Raw genomic sequence first — 15,141 nt, forward strand, 5'->3', positions numbered from 1 at the left:
CGTATGAAGAGACTTACGCCTCAGACCGCAGCAATACAGAGAAGGGTTGGCTTCTATGCCAACCCTTTTTTTGTGTTTGATTGGCAGCTTTTTACTGTTGATGAGATTGTAATAACTTATTAATTGCAATCAAATAATTTTCTTTTTGATAATATTAACATCTTAACAATAGGCAGATAACTGGTGTATTCTATTTAACTTTCCTTACACACTTGTTATGTAAAAGAGCTAATCATGGATGATTATTCGTTTTCTATTTCCACGTTTATTGACGAAATGGCCCGCTTTTCAACCAGCATTGAGGGGGTAACGCGGTTTCCTTGTACAGATGAAGCGTTGCAAGCGCGGCAGTATGTGCTTAACACAATGACAGCGCTGGGTTTAACCGCATATGTTGACGAGGTTGGCAATGTTAGAGGACGGAGGCAAGGGGAGCAGAGTGAGGCGAAAACGGTCGTGCTTGGTTCTCACTATGACTCAGTGCGAGAGGCCGGAAAATATGACGGATTAGCAGGTATCGCCTGTAGCTTAAAAATGATTGATTCGCTTAATCGTCGTCAGATTAAAACCGCGTTTCCAATTGAAGTGATTGCCTTAGAAGCAGAAGAGGGGTGTGATTTTAAAAGTCCTTTTATTGGCAGTAAGACGGTAACAGGACAATTTAGTCTCGATGATCTTAAACAGATTAAGAACACTGAAGGCACCGACTATGTCACCGCGTGCTTGCATAATGGCCTGCAGCCAGACGCCATTTTAACGCAGCAATATAGCAGTGATAACACTGCTGCGTTTATTGAATTACATATTGAACAAGCGGCAAAGCTGGATAAGCTTGGCCTCTCTTTAGGTATTGTGACCGCCATTAGCGCGTTAAAGCGAGTGCGTTTGTCGTTCTTTGGTCAGGCGAATCATGCGGGGGCAACGCCAATGGATCAGCGGCGTGATGCCATGGTTGGCGCTGCGGGTTTTATTCATCAGATCCCTGTTTTACTGGATGCTCACTTTACCGATAGCGCCACCATTACGGCAGGGCGTATTACTTGTTTACCGAATCGAGCCAATATTATCCCCGCCACCGCGCACCTTGAAATTGATATTCGAGATGTGAGTGACTGTTCACTCGATGATTTACACCATCAGATCGTTTGCTATTGCGAGAACTTAGCAAAAGAACACGGTTTACGTTTTGAAACGGAAGTCATGGGAGAAGGACCAGCGGTTGCCATGGATAAGGCGTTGCAACTTCAGCTCGGAGCAGCGGCAGAGCAAATCGGTTATCAAACAGTGCCAATTCATAGTGGTGCGGGTCACGATGCGGGTATCTTTTCCGCGATCTGCCCGGTTGGCATGATCTTTTTGCCGAGCGAAGGCGGCTATAGCCATAACCCGCAGGAACACACTGCCAATGAACACTTAGAGGTTGGTGCAGAGGTGCTGACCCAATTTATTATTAATATGGAAATTTGATAGGGACGTTACATGCTAACACAAGAGTTAGAGAAAAAAGCGACGCTGGCCGATAAGCTAGATAGTCGTTTCCAGTTCACCCAGAAGGGGTCGTCGTTGAGCACTGAGCTGATGGCGGGCATCACTACATTTATGGCGATGGCCTATATATTGATTGTCCATCCGTCGTTTATGCGCGCAGCAGGAATGGATGTGGGTGCGGTGACGGTGGCAGTGGCACTGCTCTCTGCATTGGCTTGTTTTGCTATGGGTTACTTTACTAATCTCCCCTTTGCCATTGCCCCAGCGATGGGTGGCAATGCTTTTTTCGCCTTTACTTTAGTTGCACAAGGTGTGGTGAACTGGCAAACCGCGATGGGGATGGTGTTTATTTCAGGTATTGCTTTCATTATCTTAACGTTTTTGGGCTTGCGTGAACTTATCGTGAAGATGATGCCAACCAATGTCAAAATTGCCATTGGTGCTGCGGTTGGCTTGTACATTGCTCAGCTTGGATTTAAGAGTGGTGGCCTGATGGTGATCGGAAATGGATCGATTGTATTAGGCAGTATGAGTGAATATAAGGTCTTGTTAACCTTGCTTGGGTTAGTACTGGCATCCGGTTTTACCGCTCGAAAGGTGAATGGTGGTCTATTGTTGGCAATCATTATCATCACTGTGATCGGCATTCCATTAGGAATGACGCAAGTGCCAGATCATCTTATTTCTCTACCCCCATCGATGGCACCGATTGCCTTTGAGCTTGATATCGTTGCCGCATTACAATTTGGCTATATTTCTTTCATCTTTACGTTTTTTGTCGGAGATTTTTTCTCGACCTTAGGCACCTTGCTTGGTGTATCAGAAAAAGCAGGTTTTCTGGATAAGCAAGGCAACTTACCCAATATCAACCGCCCATTTTGGGTAGATTCGATTGCCACAACCGTGGGCTCTTTGTTCGGTATGACAACGTTAACCACTTATATCGAATCAGCGGCAGGTGTTGAAGCGGGAGGCCGCACAGGGTTGACGGCGATATCAACCGGCCTGTGCTTTTTATTGTGTGTCTTTTTAACACCAATCGTTATTATGATCCCCGCTTTTGCTACCGCACCGATATTGATCCTTCTTGGAATGTCAATGCTAACGTGTGTGAAGCGACTTGAATTTGAAGATCCGACAGAGTTTATGCCGGCGTTTGCCACTATTGTCTTCTGTGCTTATACCTCAAGTATCTCCAATGGGATCAGCATGGGGATTTTATCTTATATCGCGATTAAGCTGTGTGCTGGTCGTTACCGAGATATTCATCCTGGTCTGTTTGTGTTGGCGATACCACTCATTTACTTCTTTGCGATCAAATAGGAACTGTATGAGACTTAATCCTAAGGATATGTCTGCCTTGGTTGCCGCCTCGATGGGGCGGAAACCCGTTGACTTGCTGCTAACGAATGTGCAGGTTGTTAATCTATTTACTGGCGAAATTCACCCCGGTCAAGTGGGGCTATATGATGGCTTTATCGCGTATGTTGATATCGACCCCGAGAACTTAAAGCGTGAAAACGTTCAGCGTGAAGCAATTGAGGTTATTGATGGACAGGGGCGCTATTTGATCCCCGGGTTTATTGATGCCCACCTGCATATAGAAAGTACCATGATGACGCCGCAGAACTTTGCTAAGGCTGTCTTACCGTGGGGAACCACAACCGTCGTCACTGATCCGCATGAAATTGGTAATGTGCAGGGGTTTGATGGGGTTAAGTACATGGCGCAAGCCAGTGCAGATATGCCACTTCGGAACTTGGTGTTAGCTCCTTCTTGCGTGCCAGCGTTGCCGGGAATGGAGTCAGCGGGTGCGACATTTAGCAGTAAAGATGTGATCGCATTGTGCAATGATGATGATGTTTTTGGTGTCGGTGAGGTCATGGATTTCTTGGGTGTGCTGGAGCAAGACGATCGCATGAATCCGATTCTTGAGCATTCGACACAGCAGTCGACCTATATTCAGGGTCATGCACCGAGCATGTATGGGCAGCGCTTGAATGCCTACTTATGCACGGGCCCCACCAACGATCACGAGTCGCGTTTTGGCCAAGAAGCCAAAGATAAAATGCGCCTTGGCATGTATGTGCAAGCGCGGGAAAGTTCAATGTCCCGTAATGTTCGAGATATTGTCGATGCGGTTAAATCGTTTAAATATCACGATTACCTTTGCCTTTGCACCGATGACAGAGAAGCGGCTGATATTCTTGAGCATGGCCATATGAACCATGTGGTGAAAGTGGCCATTGAAGCAGGGTTAGATCCCGTTACTGCGATTCGTTGCGCGACGTTACACACCGCAAAAGATCTGGAAATTCGTAATTTAGGCGCGGTTGCGCCGGGTTATGTAGCAGATTTACTGCTGGTTGATGATCTGAGTGACCCACGCCCAGTGCAAGTTATTAGCCAAGGAAAGCGGGTTGCAGAGCAGGGGCAGTATATCGCGCCATTCACGCCTCAGCAGCACCCATTGGAAGTGCAAGATACCACCGCTGAGTTGCCGGACTTCACGGCTGATATGTTGACAATCAACGCGCCAGTTAACGAAGGCTCTGTCGTTGTTAATGTTTTGCACTACCTGAAACTGAATGCGTCGTTAACTGAGTGGCGAGAGATATCTATCCCCGTCGTTGATGGCCAGTTAGTGCTACCCAAAGGGTATCAATTTGTCATGATTCAGAACCGCTATGGCAAAAAGGATCAGCGAACGTTGGCGGTGGTAAGTGGCTCTGGCCTAGAGCAAGGCGCTATTGCTGCGACTGTTTCTCATGATAGCCATAACTTAACGGTGATGTATGACACGCCAGCGAATGCGATAGCGGCGATTGAGCAGGTAAAAGCGATGAAGGGTGGCATCGCGTGTGCCAATCATGGTCAGCTACTGGGCTCGTTAGCACTACCTGTTGCTGGTTTGATGTCGACACTGGATTGCGAGTCGTTGGCGGTGGAAGGTGAAAGGTTGAAAGAGGCAGTGTTAACCTTAGGCTTCGAAGAGGCCGTCAATCCAATGTTGCGTATCGCGACGATTGCATTGCCTGTCATTCCGAAGGCAAAACTGTCTGATAAGGGATTAATCGACGTTGAAAGTAAAACCTTTGTGCCGTTATTCCCATCATCTTCACGCTGACGGGAACCATTGTTATTAGCGAAGTTCTGTGTCGCCTCTTTCTATAATAAGAGGCGATATTGAACGAACCAAATACGATTAGTGTGCTTGTTAATGTAAGTGAGGAGTGGTTGATATGGAATGTCCCAAAAGACCGGTAAATAATCATGAGGCTTACCACGCTCATATTTATTTTGATTCGAATACATTGCTGTTTGCAACGAACTTGTGTCGTCGCATAGGGGAAACATTTTCACTCAGGGTGGGTAGGCTACATCAAAAACCTGTTGGCCCCCATACCAAGTGGAGTTGCCAAGTGCTATTCACCAAGGCAGATTTCGAGCGTTTTATTCCTTGGTTGGACGAAAATCGTGGCCAACTGAGTGTATTAATTCATGCTGACACGGGTGATGACCTGATTGACCACACAGCCTATGCTTATTGGCTTGGGGATGCAGTGGCGTTGGACTTGCGCCTTTTTGAGGCGCGATCCAAACAATAGCAGAATAGCGTTAGCGCTGTGTTATTGCAGTGCTTCGATACCACTGGCCAATAACGCATCAAACCTTGGATTACCATGTAGCCCTTCTAAGTCTGGTTCAGTGTTAATAAGGTCTCTTAATGAGGGGCTTGCATTGATCGCCATTTCTAAGTCGGTTATTGCTTGCTCTTCGACGCCGAGCCTTGAGTGCGCGCAAGCACGCTGGTAGAGGGCTGGGCCATTGGTATTGTCTAGCTCAATGACGCGATTACACAAGCTCAAGGCCCAGTTGTATTCTTCAATCTCCATTGCGGCATCGGCTTTGTAGGTTAGTGCTTCAAGATCACCTGGTCGAATACTTAAGATTTCGTCATAAACATCAATTTTTTGTTCTGCGGTTTGCGCACTTTGCGCGCGTAACCACAAGTTGTGGATCTCATTGATCCTTTCAATTTCTTTATTATTCTCACTGATAATGCGCGTTTTCCTTTTTAGGTCTAGCTCTAACGCTTTGAATTTTCGTTCATACTCTTTTGCAATGACATCTAACCGTTTATCTGCCATTTCTTTTGTATTGTGCTTGAACTCACGCAATGATTGCCAGCCAACCAGTGCGATTAACGAAGCGACGCCAGCAATAATATAGAAAAAATAGGTGACAGTAACATTCGCATAGTTAAGGGATTTATCTGCAACGGATAATTCTCGATCGGTGATCTGAATGATGAGCCTTTTCTCCAAATCTTGCTGATCATAACGCAGTGCCTTGAGCTCATCGAGGATGTAGCGCTCCATGAGTGGGCGATCCAACAAGTCGGTATCTGAGTGGGCCTCTGGCTCAGCATAGGTGGCACTAGAAAAAGAAATAAGAATGATCAACAACGGAAGTAGGTAAGGCATGCTGTTCTCGAACAAGGCGGTGGCATATAGAAAAGATAGGATTACCGCTCACGCTCGTAAATGTTCTTGTGTGAAAAAGTGCGAAATAACTACTTTTAAGGGCATGACTTAACGTGTGACTGATAACACATAGGCATTGTGGCGATTTATCTCCTGCCACGCTCGCACCCTCGTACCGAAACGGGTAAGCTAGCGTTTTACGTTGCGTAAGCGCGCAGACCAAGATTTTATAAGCGACTATGACCGTATTACACCAGCAACTGAACACGGCAGGTTTATCACACCTGTCACTGAGCCCTCAGCAACATGAAACAATGATGGCATGGATTCAAGCCGAATCTGCCTCTTATGATGAACGCTGCAAGCAGCTGGCGAATCACGGCAGAGAAGATGTGCTATTAGGCTTTTTGACCGTAGCAGTAAAAGCGTATCAGCAACAGCTCGATACCCATGCAGAGTCAATGCAAGCGATGGATGGTATTCTTAGCGGTTATCTTGGTGAACAAGGCTATCGCAATAATCTGGCCGACGAAGCAGAAATCGTCGCTACATTATGGTTTATGTATCAAGGGTATCGTGCTATTGACTACTCACTAGCGATCGAATATGCCATGGCCATGGTTGAGTCTTTAACTCGGGCGGGGCAAGGTCAGGGCAACGCGCTTCGAGAGCGTTTTATGGGAGCGTATTATGAGGGAGACAAATGCCGTCCGCGCTTGTCTTGGCGAGCGCGCCTTAAGGCATTCATTTGTCGTTCCTAACGCGCTGAAAGCAAGCGATAGCCACAACGCGTTATCTGCATCCTTGACCGTTATTCCTTGAATTTTGCCAGCCACCTCGCGTCAACAATTCCTAATAACACCAAGCCAATAGCGAGTACCGCTGCAATCACCCAACCAAATGCCATGGCGAGAAGGCCATACAGCAGAACATCAGGCAGCCATACTGTGAATGGGGCGCTAAACTCAGCGCGATCAAAGTCACTATAAACCCGCTTAACCCATGTTAACAAACCGCCCAAGCCGATAAGAACAAACATAACGCCATAGCGTTTTTCACGATCTGCCGTTAGTAGTACATTTAAGAAGCGCTGCATTCCATTCCTTAACATTGTTAATATTTTGTTAAGTATTGCTTAAAATATGAAATTTGGGCAAAAAAAGAGAAGAAATTCGGTAACTTCGGTTTCAGTTAAACGGCAAATTGCCACATAACGATACTGGCGTCATCGCGGTTATGCTGGGTAATGCATTACTTAAATGTGGTTGATATCTTTCCTATCAACCAGTTAAATGCCATACCGACGCCATGATCAGTTCTTTTTACAATACCGACTTCGACTAGCATATTGCGATGAATGTTCTCAGTTGAAAGGTGTTTTATATCATCATGATACCAATGCGATTGTGCCACATGATCAGGGATCAGTGCCCAGCCAAGTCCTTGAATGACTAACTCGGTTATCATGAAGTAACTATCGATATGCCAATGATTTGCTGTAATCGGCTTTTCACGCCCATCGCCTCGTTTATCACAAATGACTAATTGGCGAAAAGGTGCCAGTTCACTTATGGTTGGGGCTGTGACTTTCGCTAACGGGTGATGTAATGAGGTGATCAATGTCTGCTGGAAGCTACCTATCGGATGAAACTCAATACAAGCCGGTAATTTGCCACTGTGGAATAATACACCAATATCAGCGGTTTTCTTCTCAACGAGCGCAGAGATATCGTCACGAGATCCATTAATGAGGGTTAATTTTAGTAGTGGAAAGCACAAGGCTAACTCTGACAGTATGGATTGAAATGCGAGGATGGGGACGGCTTCATCTATTGCGATAACTAGCTCGATCTCTTGTTGATTTGTTGCGCTCGTGGCGCGAGCGTTGAGTCGCTGGCACTGTGCTAAGACCGCATGTGCTTCATTTAAAATCTCTTTACCCACTGGCGTTAAAACAGGCAATCTTGCGCTTCTATCAAACAATTCAACATTAAGATCTGCTTCAAGATTGGCAATTGCTGTACTGACTCTTGATTGCGCCTTGCCTAATTGGCGCGCCGCTGCTGAAAAAGAGCCCGCAGATGCTGCCGTTGTGAACGCTTCTAGCTGATCGATGGTCCAATGCATTACTTACCAACCTATCCGAAATAGTGATGGATATTAACTTCCATCAATCTCATACTCAAGCATAATGGCATCAGAAAATGGCACATATAGAGACCTGTACATATGCAAGGACATCCCGAAGAGATTAATGGCGATGAGTCGGTAAGCAAAACGTTTTGGCGGTTCGCGATTCCCTCAATAGCAGCGATGGTGATTAGTGGTATTTATCAAGTTATTGATGGGATCTTTGTTGGTATTTACATCGGTTTTGAAGGGTTAGCTGGAATAAATATGGCATGGCCTATACTCGGCAGCATTATGGGAATTGGCATCATGATTGGCATGGGGGGAGGGGCCTTAATGTCTATTTATCGTGGTGAAAGACAGAGAGAGAAGGTCAGCAGAACACTGTCGAGTGCTTTGGGTTTAATCGCTTTATTCGGTTTAATGTCGTCTTTTGTTCTTGCGTTATCTATTGATGAGCTATTGCAACTTCAAGGCGCCAAAGGAGAGCCGTTACGCCTGGCCAGTGAATACTTAAATATCTTCATTTATGCCGCCGTTTTTACCATTGCTTCTGGCGCATTACCCATGTTGGTTCGTAATGATAATAGCCCCAAAGTTGCCACAGCCCTCACTATTATTGGTGCTGTCACCAATATACTTCTCGACTACCTATTGATAGGGGTCTTTGATATGGCTCTAAAAGGCGCAGCAATTGCGACGGTAATATCACAAGCCCTCATACTCTTGCTTGCGTTAGGCTACTTCTTGTCATCAATGTCGACCATTAAGCTTACGGTTTACTCGATTAGGATTGAACTGTTGATGAAGATTACATCGTTAGGTGCATCAAGCTTATTTATGTTCATGTATTTTAGCTTCATTACAGCCTTACATAATAAGCTATTTATGCTGCATGGATCGGCTGTGCATGTTGGAGCTTTTGCTATCGTTGGGTATATGGCAACAATTTATTATCTTTTTGCTGAAGGTTTAGCGTCTGGTATGCAGCCACCAGTCAGCTATTTCTTTGGGGCTAAAAAGTACAGTAAAGTAGAGCAAACCGTTAAATTGGCTTTTAAGGTCATTGTGGTTTCAGGTATAGGGGCGGTCATCATATTGAATGCCTTTCCGGCGCAAATTATTCAGGTATTTGCCCAAGGTGACAATACCCTGCTGGAAGCAGCGGTACAGGGGGTTCGTTTACACCTTTTTGCGCTCTATCTCGATGGTTTTATTTTCCTTGCATCGGTTTACTTTATGGCGGTAGGCAAAGGTATGTATGCTCTGCTGGTGTCGGTGGGTAATATATTAATTCAGGTTCCATTTTTATATTTATTACCACAATGGTTATCTGTTGAAGGTGTTTGGCTCTCCGTCCCGCTGTCGAATATCACACTGATATTAGTGATAGCCCCACTGCTTTGCCGTGACGTGATAAAGATGAGGAAAAGGTCTGCTAATAGTGAATTGATTCTGGCTTAATATTCGAATGATGGCGGTGAAGTCAGGATCACAACTGCTTTATGCTGAACGCATGCCTTTGGTTAACAATAGCATGCGTTAATTATTTTTGATATGTTGTTCTATCAGGGATGTTTCAGCGCAAAGCGGGCAACACCATGATTTGTTATGCATTTAAGGGAGGTATATGCAAAATGGATATTACCGTTAGAAAGTCAGAGCCATCAGACGCTCAATTAATCAAAGCGATTTATGAGTGTAAGCAGGCATATTCAAGCACATTGCAGTTACCTCATCCTACTGTCGAGATGTGGACTAAGCGGATGGCTAATATCCCAGATAATGTCCATTCTTATGTGGCAGAGTTAGATGGAATTGTTGTTGGTAACTTAGGGCTAGAAATTTGCACTAATCCTAGGCGTCGTCATGTTGCTTCTTTTGGTATGGGGGTGAAAGATGACGAAATGGGTAAAGGGGTGGGAAGTGCGTTGTTATCAACTGCCGTTGATTTGGCCGATAACTGGTTGAATTTAAAGCGACTCGAACTGACAGTATATGTAGACAATAAGCCAGCAATTGGCCTTTATAAAAAATTTGGTTTTGTTATTGAGGGTGAATCTGCATTATATGCATTCCGTAATGGCGAATACGTTTCTGTGTACCATATGGCTCGTCTAGTCTCTGGTTGAAAATGCTTAGGATTTAAAGCAACGTTCCCCAACTGAATAGAGACGTGTTACACCTTAAAGCGTAACACGTCTTTGTTGTATTCTGCTTATTCAATGATTATTCACGCACTGTTAGTGCAATTTCAAATTAGGCGGCAGACTCAGCGAGTTGAACCTTAACCAGATCGCTGGCACGCGCTAGTCGTGCTCGGCATTCATCGGTTAGCCCAAGCAAATACAGGCTCTTGTCCTGAGCTTGGAAGTTACCGCTGAGCTTATGGATCGCTTCTAGTGCAGAGTGATCCGCTAGGCGCGCTCGGCTCAAGTCGAGACTAACGTGCTTGGGAGCCGCTTTGATATCAAACAGGTTATGAAAGTGAGTGACAGAAGCAAAGAACAAGACCCCTTCCAGACGGTAGTTCGCCGTGTTGTCGCCAGCCTCGGTGCTGAGCGTTAAGCGTGTAGCCTGATCCCAAGCAAAGCGTAGTGCAGATACCAACACGCCGACCAATACCGCGAGGGCGAGGTCGGTCAGTACGGTGACCACGGTGACTAGAACGATCACAAACACATCTGCTCGTGGTACCTTGCGAATCATCCGCAGGCTGGCCCATTCGAACGTGCCCAGCACGACCATAAACATAACACCCACCAGTGCGGCGAGGGGGATCATCTCGATAAGATGAGAGCCAAATAGGATAAAGCCAAGGATCGAGAGAGCGCAAGTCGCGCCGGATAAACGAGAACGACCGCCTGAGTTAAGGTTGATCATGCTCTGCCCGATCATCGCACAGCCGCCCATGCCGCCGAAGCAGCCGGAGACGATGTTAGCTGCGCCCTGAGCCAAACATTCTCGGTTAGGTTGGCCGCGGGTTTCGGTGATCTCATCCACCAAATTTAATGTCAGCAGGGATTCTAGTAAGCCCACAGCCGCCAAAATAAGCGCATAGGGGAAGATAATGCTCAGAGTTTCCCAACTCAGTGGTACCATCGGTAGGCTGAAGTTAGGTAGAGTACCATTAAGCGTGGCACTCGCATTGCCGGACATGCTGCGAACAAAATCGATCACTGTGGCAGTTTGCAGGTCTAGTCCATGCACGAGAGCGGTAACGACAAGAATCGCCACCAGTGACGCAGGAATGGTTCGACTAAAGCGCGGCAGAAAATGGATGATCGCCATCGCCAGACCGACAAGACTTAGCATCAGCAACATCGGTGTACCAGAAAGCCAGTGCCACTGTCCGTCTTCAAGGGTCTGAAACTGTTGCAATTGGGCAAGGAAAATCACGATCGCTAGGCCATTTACAAAGCCCAGCATGACCGGATAGGGCACTAAGGCGATAAAGCGGCCGAGGCGAAACAAACCAAACAAGAGCTGCATGATCCCCATCAAGACAACGGCGGCAAATAAGTATTCAACGCCATGTTGAACCACAAGCGCGGTCACTACCACGGCTAAGGCTCCGGCGCCACCGGAAACCATGCCCGGACGGCCGCCGAATATCGCAGCGATCAAGCCAACAATAAAAGCGGCATAGAGGCCCACCATGGGATCTACGGTGGCGACGAAGGCAAAGGCGACCACTTCTGGCACCATGGCTAGGGAAACAGTCAGGCCAGCGAATAGATCGGCGCGGACTGATGCATTGGGGTTACTGCGTAATTCAAACATCGATGGGTAAAGACTCCGGGGTAAAAAAGTTACGCAATGTACCAATACAATGCTGTAATGTCGAACATTAGATCGACAGTGGTGGTCCTTGGTTTTCCGTATGTAAAAGTAGAGGGAGTTTATGCGTCATACGATTAACGATACGCTGACAGAAAGGTTGAGAAAGGGCGCACGAGATTGAGGGGTCATGTCAGCATTTATAAATAAAAGCCAACGAAATGGAGTTTTACGGTAATGGTAGCTAGCGTAAAGAATATTAGTCAAAGTTACTGGACAAGTCAGTTCACCCCTTACCTGACGGTGCGATCGACTCAAAACAGCACACAAAGCTATAAAGCTCACTGCCACTCAGACTTATCGATTGGAATAATAGAGGGCGGTGAAACACGCTTGTCGCTGCCCAAGGGGCATATCGCCCTTAAAAAAGGAGATATTATCCTTATTGAGCCTAACATGGTTCACGCCTGTAACCCTGTGGATGAAAAACCGCGCAGTTACCACATGTTATACATCGACAACGATTGGTGCTGTGGGGCGTTATCAAAGCTATTTGGTTATGAGGTTACAGAGTACACCATTGACCAACCCTTGTTTCGCCATGATGTTAATGAGCGCGATTTGGGGCAATTGGTGTCAGAGCTCTTGAGGGACGAGTCTTCGCAAGTTGCTTCAATTGTCGAAAGCTCTCTACTCAGCATACTTAGTCGGTGCTGTTTACCAAGAAACGAGTTGCTCGATGCTGATAAATTGGCGCTTCAAGTTAAAGAACGCCTTCTTCAAGATATCGAAAATGCCCCCCGGTTAGATACGCTTGCTCATCAGCTTGGGCAAAGTAAAGAGACACTAATTCGAAAGTTCAAACGCCAATTTGGAATTACACCAAAGTCATTTTTAAACAACCATAGAATCGAGAAAGCTAAAGCATTGCTCAGAGGTGGAATGCAGATCGCCGATGTTGCTATTGAAGTTGGCTTCTCTGATCAAAGCCAATTACATCGAGCTTTCGTCAACTACACAGCCTCGACCCCAAAGCAGTATCAAAACATAAAGGCAATTTTCGATAACAATGACTAAAGGAAACAAGTCATAGTAAAGTATTGCATCGCGTCTGTTTTTAAGAGTGGCAATGTAGTGTTTGGATTTATTTGAGGGTAGTTCCAGATTTAAGTGAAAGTACTGAGTGGGTCTAAGGAAATATTTATCTTAGATCCATTTTATCTCTTGTGAAAGAGGGCAAGCCCTTAAGGTCATCATAGAATATCCTTCAAAGTAGGGGGATTTATGAATAATAATATTAAGTATACGATTAAAGATGGATTGATAACTAACTCCAATGTGAAAGTGGAGACTTATAGTAACATTGAGCAAGGGGAAATGGCTGAGGTCAATGCCATAGTATTACATAGAACAGCAGGCTCAACAGCTCAAAGTGCGCTAAATGGTTATAAGGGAGGACAAAAAGTTGGTGCACACTTTTTGATTGATAAAGAGGGGAAAATATATCAAACGGCTTCATTGACTAAATTGTGCTGGCATGTTGGCATCATGTACTCTAGAGGTAGGAAAGAAAGCAGTGCAGATCCTAAAGAGTTAAAGAACATTAATGCAATTTTGCATGAATCAAATGTTAGTTTTAGTAACCGAGTCAAAAACCTTTCAAGGTATGAGGCCAAGAAAGCTTACCCAATCAGGTACCCTTCAAACGCCGACTCCGTAGGTATTGAAGTTGTTGGTAGATATAATGCGGGAACGAAACAGTTCACGGAACCAACACAAAAACAATATAACTCAACGAAGTGGCTAGTTGAGGTATTGATAAAGGAATACGCTTTAGGTCTTCGCAAAGATGTGTATGCTCATGGCTCTATCGCAAGAAAAAAAGAAGCGGAAGGAATTCAATTGCTAAATTATTTGCATAAAGGGCGCACGAGTGAATAGATTTCTAGTTAAATTAATATTGGTGTTAACCTTATCTGCATGCGCTAGTGGTAGTGATATTGAAGTAACTAATTTCTCGCTGTCTGATAATGAAGAGTGCTCGGATTATGATATAAGTCGAAAGGTAATCACAGACTATTTCGATAGTGCGACTTTAGTCTCTTCTGAAAAAGCTAACCGCGAAGAAATAGTTTTACCCTGCTCAGTTAATGGCGCGCTAATATCTAATGGGCAGGCGTACCTGTTCGAGCTGAATTCAGGAGGAACTGGATATTGGTATAACCGTGATGGTTGGGTTGTTAATAGCTTTCAATGTCAAGGTAGCTGCTGCGAAGTTTTAACGCAGTTTTGTCTAGATTTGGAATGAATTAAGGAAGCCATGTCAGCTCCAAGGGAAAGAAACATGGATCTAGGCAATATCTAGAAGCTAAAGCCAATTACATCGAGCTTTCGTCAACTACACAGCCTCGACCCCAAAGCGGTATCCAAACATAAAGTCAATTTTCGACAATAATGACTAAAGGAAATAAGCCATAGTAAACAGCTGATTTTACGATGGATGCCCTGATATGTCTTACTCTACACTTTTTCCCGTTGCTTTCCCCGCTCTCGTTCTCGCTCACTTTGTTGCTTTACTGAGTCCGGGGCAAGATTTCTTCTTAATTGTTGCTCACTCCATTCGACATAAGTTAAAGGGCAGCCGCTTTATTTGCCTCGGTGTCGCATTAGGCAATGCTGTCTATATTGGAGTGGCGATAGTTGGGTGGACGAGTATACGCGATAGTAAAGTGATCTATTCGCTGGTCGAAGTCATTGGGGGGCTCTATCTCTTGTGGTTAGGTACTGCTTTACTGAAAAGTAAAAAAAGAGATGCGGAACTACACGTGGGCCAATTAGCGATGCCATCAGCGATGAAGCAGCTGATGCTGGGTTTAAATTCGGCATTGCTTAATCCTAAGAATGCGCTGTTCTATATGAGTTTAATGACGGTCATTCTTGGTAGTGATGTGACGTTAACCCAACAAATATCATGCGGATTATGGATGTTTCTCGCTGTTCTCTTCTGGGATTTGTTCATCGCGTCAATGATAAGCCAACCTCGTGTCCAAAGGCCCCTAAGTGGGTATATTCATATTATTGAACGGACTGCTGGCCTTGTTCTGATCTTCTTTGCAATGACGTTATTTGTTGGCTATTTGCATTAGGGCCTGCTGTTATATCAACTAAAGAACATGCCAACTCAACCAGTTATAAATCATTTATACCCTATCGGTTTCGGGGTTGTCTTATTAAAATAAGAAATAAGCGTTCAGGT

14 protein-coding genes are annotated in these 15,141 nt (G+C 45.3%); 10 read left to right on the forward strand and 4 right to left on the reverse strand.

Annotated elements, in window-relative coordinates:
• Nucleotides 1–234 precede the first annotated feature (234 nt).
• From ACKLNH_RS09965 to ACKLNH_RS09980, 4 genes are all read left to right on the forward strand, one after another.
• A complete protein-coding gene (locus ACKLNH_RS09965) occupies nt 235–1,467 on the forward strand; it encodes a Zn-dependent hydrolase (RefSeq protein WP_413112098.1) in 1,233 nt (410 codons plus the stop codon).
• A gap of 12 nt (nt 1,468–1,479) precedes the next feature.
• Entirely contained in the window at nt 1,480–2,811 is a 1,332-nt protein-coding gene (locus ACKLNH_RS09970) for an NCS2 family permease (RefSeq protein ID WP_413112099.1), read from the forward strand.
• Nucleotides 2,812–2,818: 7 nt separating this feature from the next.
• A complete protein-coding gene (locus ACKLNH_RS09975; RefSeq protein ID WP_413112100.1) occupies nt 2,819–4,615 on the forward strand; it encodes an adenine deaminase in 1,797 nt (598 codons plus the stop codon).
• A 115-nt stretch (nt 4,616–4,730) separates the two neighbouring features.
• Nucleotides 4,731–5,096, forward strand: a complete 366-nt coding sequence (locus tag ACKLNH_RS09980) for a DOPA 4,5-dioxygenase family protein (RefSeq protein WP_413112101.1) — start codon at nt 4,731–4,733, stop codon at nt 5,094–5,096.
• Nucleotides 5,097–5,117: 21 nt separating this feature from the next.
• On the opposite strand, the gene ACKLNH_RS09985 is transcribed toward ACKLNH_RS09980, so the two are convergent.
• Nucleotides 5,118–5,975, reverse strand: coding sequence for a tetratricopeptide repeat protein (locus tag ACKLNH_RS09985; protein ID WP_413112102.1), 858 nt, complete (start codon nt 5,973–5,975; stop codon nt 5,118–5,120).
• A gap of 239 nt (nt 5,976–6,214) precedes the next feature.
• Between ACKLNH_RS09985 and ACKLNH_RS09990 the strand changes: the two genes are divergently transcribed.
• Nucleotides 6,215–6,736, forward strand: a complete 522-nt coding sequence (locus ACKLNH_RS09990; protein ID WP_413112103.1) for a hypothetical protein — start codon at nt 6,215–6,217, stop codon at nt 6,734–6,736.
• A 50-nt stretch (nt 6,737–6,786) separates the two neighbouring features.
• Here the strand turns inward: ACKLNH_RS09990 and ACKLNH_RS09995 are convergent, their stop codons facing one another.
• Both ACKLNH_RS09995 and ACKLNH_RS10000 read right to left on the reverse strand, forming a co-directional pair.
• Nucleotides 6,787–7,071 carry a hypothetical protein gene (locus ACKLNH_RS09995; RefSeq protein ID WP_413112104.1) on the reverse strand — a complete coding sequence of 95 codons (285 nt, stop codon included), beginning with the start codon at nt 7,069–7,071 and terminating at the stop codon, nt 6,787–6,789.
• 155 nt (nt 7,072–7,226) lie between these two features.
• Nucleotides 7,227–8,102 carry a LysR family transcriptional regulator gene (locus tag ACKLNH_RS10000; RefSeq protein ID WP_413112105.1) on the reverse strand — a complete coding sequence of 292 codons (876 nt, stop codon included), beginning with the start codon at nt 8,100–8,102 and terminating at the stop codon, nt 7,227–7,229.
• A 102-nt stretch (nt 8,103–8,204) separates the two neighbouring features.
• Here ACKLNH_RS10000 and ACKLNH_RS10005 point away from each other — a divergent pair, with 102 nt between their 5' ends.
• Together ACKLNH_RS10005 and ACKLNH_RS10010 are read left to right on the forward strand one after the other, a co-directional pair.
• Nucleotides 8,205–9,569: an MATE family efflux transporter gene (locus ACKLNH_RS10005; RefSeq protein ID WP_413112106.1), complete on the forward strand. Its 1,365-nt coding sequence runs from the start codon at nt 8,205–8,207 to the stop codon at nt 9,567–9,569.
• 173 nt (nt 9,570–9,742) lie between these two features.
• Nucleotides 9,743–10,237: a GNAT family N-acetyltransferase gene (locus tag ACKLNH_RS10010; RefSeq protein ID WP_413112107.1), complete on the forward strand. Its 495-nt coding sequence runs from the start codon at nt 9,743–9,745 to the stop codon at nt 10,235–10,237.
• Nucleotides 10,238–10,364: 127 nt separating this feature from the next.
• Here the strand turns inward: ACKLNH_RS10010 and ACKLNH_RS10015 are convergent, their stop codons facing one another.
• On the reverse strand, nt 10,365–11,888 hold the full coding sequence (locus tag ACKLNH_RS10015; RefSeq protein ID WP_413112145.1) for a SulP family inorganic anion transporter: 1,524 nt from the start codon (nt 11,886–11,888) through the stop codon (nt 10,365–10,367).
• Between the two features lie 234 nt (nt 11,889–12,122).
• On the opposite strand from ACKLNH_RS10015, the gene ACKLNH_RS10020 reads away from it, so the two are divergent.
• The 3 genes from ACKLNH_RS10020 to ACKLNH_RS10030 all read left to right on the forward strand — a co-directional run bounded on the left by ACKLNH_RS10020 (nt 12,123) and on the right by ACKLNH_RS10030 (nt 15,031).
• Nucleotides 12,123–12,962: an AraC family transcriptional regulator gene (locus tag ACKLNH_RS10020; protein ID WP_413112108.1), complete on the forward strand. Its 840-nt coding sequence runs from the start codon at nt 12,123–12,125 to the stop codon at nt 12,960–12,962.
• Between the two features lie 207 nt (nt 12,963–13,169).
• Nucleotides 13,170–13,826: a peptidoglycan recognition protein family protein gene (locus ACKLNH_RS10025; RefSeq protein WP_413112109.1), complete on the forward strand. Its 657-nt coding sequence runs from the start codon at nt 13,170–13,172 to the stop codon at nt 13,824–13,826.
• A 569-nt stretch (nt 13,827–14,395) separates the two neighbouring features.
• Entirely contained in the window at nt 14,396–15,031 is a 636-nt protein-coding gene (locus ACKLNH_RS10030; RefSeq protein WP_413112110.1) for a LysE family translocator, read from the forward strand.
• Nucleotides 15,032–15,141: the final 110 nt, after the last annotated feature.

This window comes from Thaumasiovibrio clandestinus (assembly GCF_047250365.1).
GTDB lineage: Bacteria > Pseudomonadota > Gammaproteobacteria > Enterobacterales > Vibrionaceae > Thaumasiovibrio.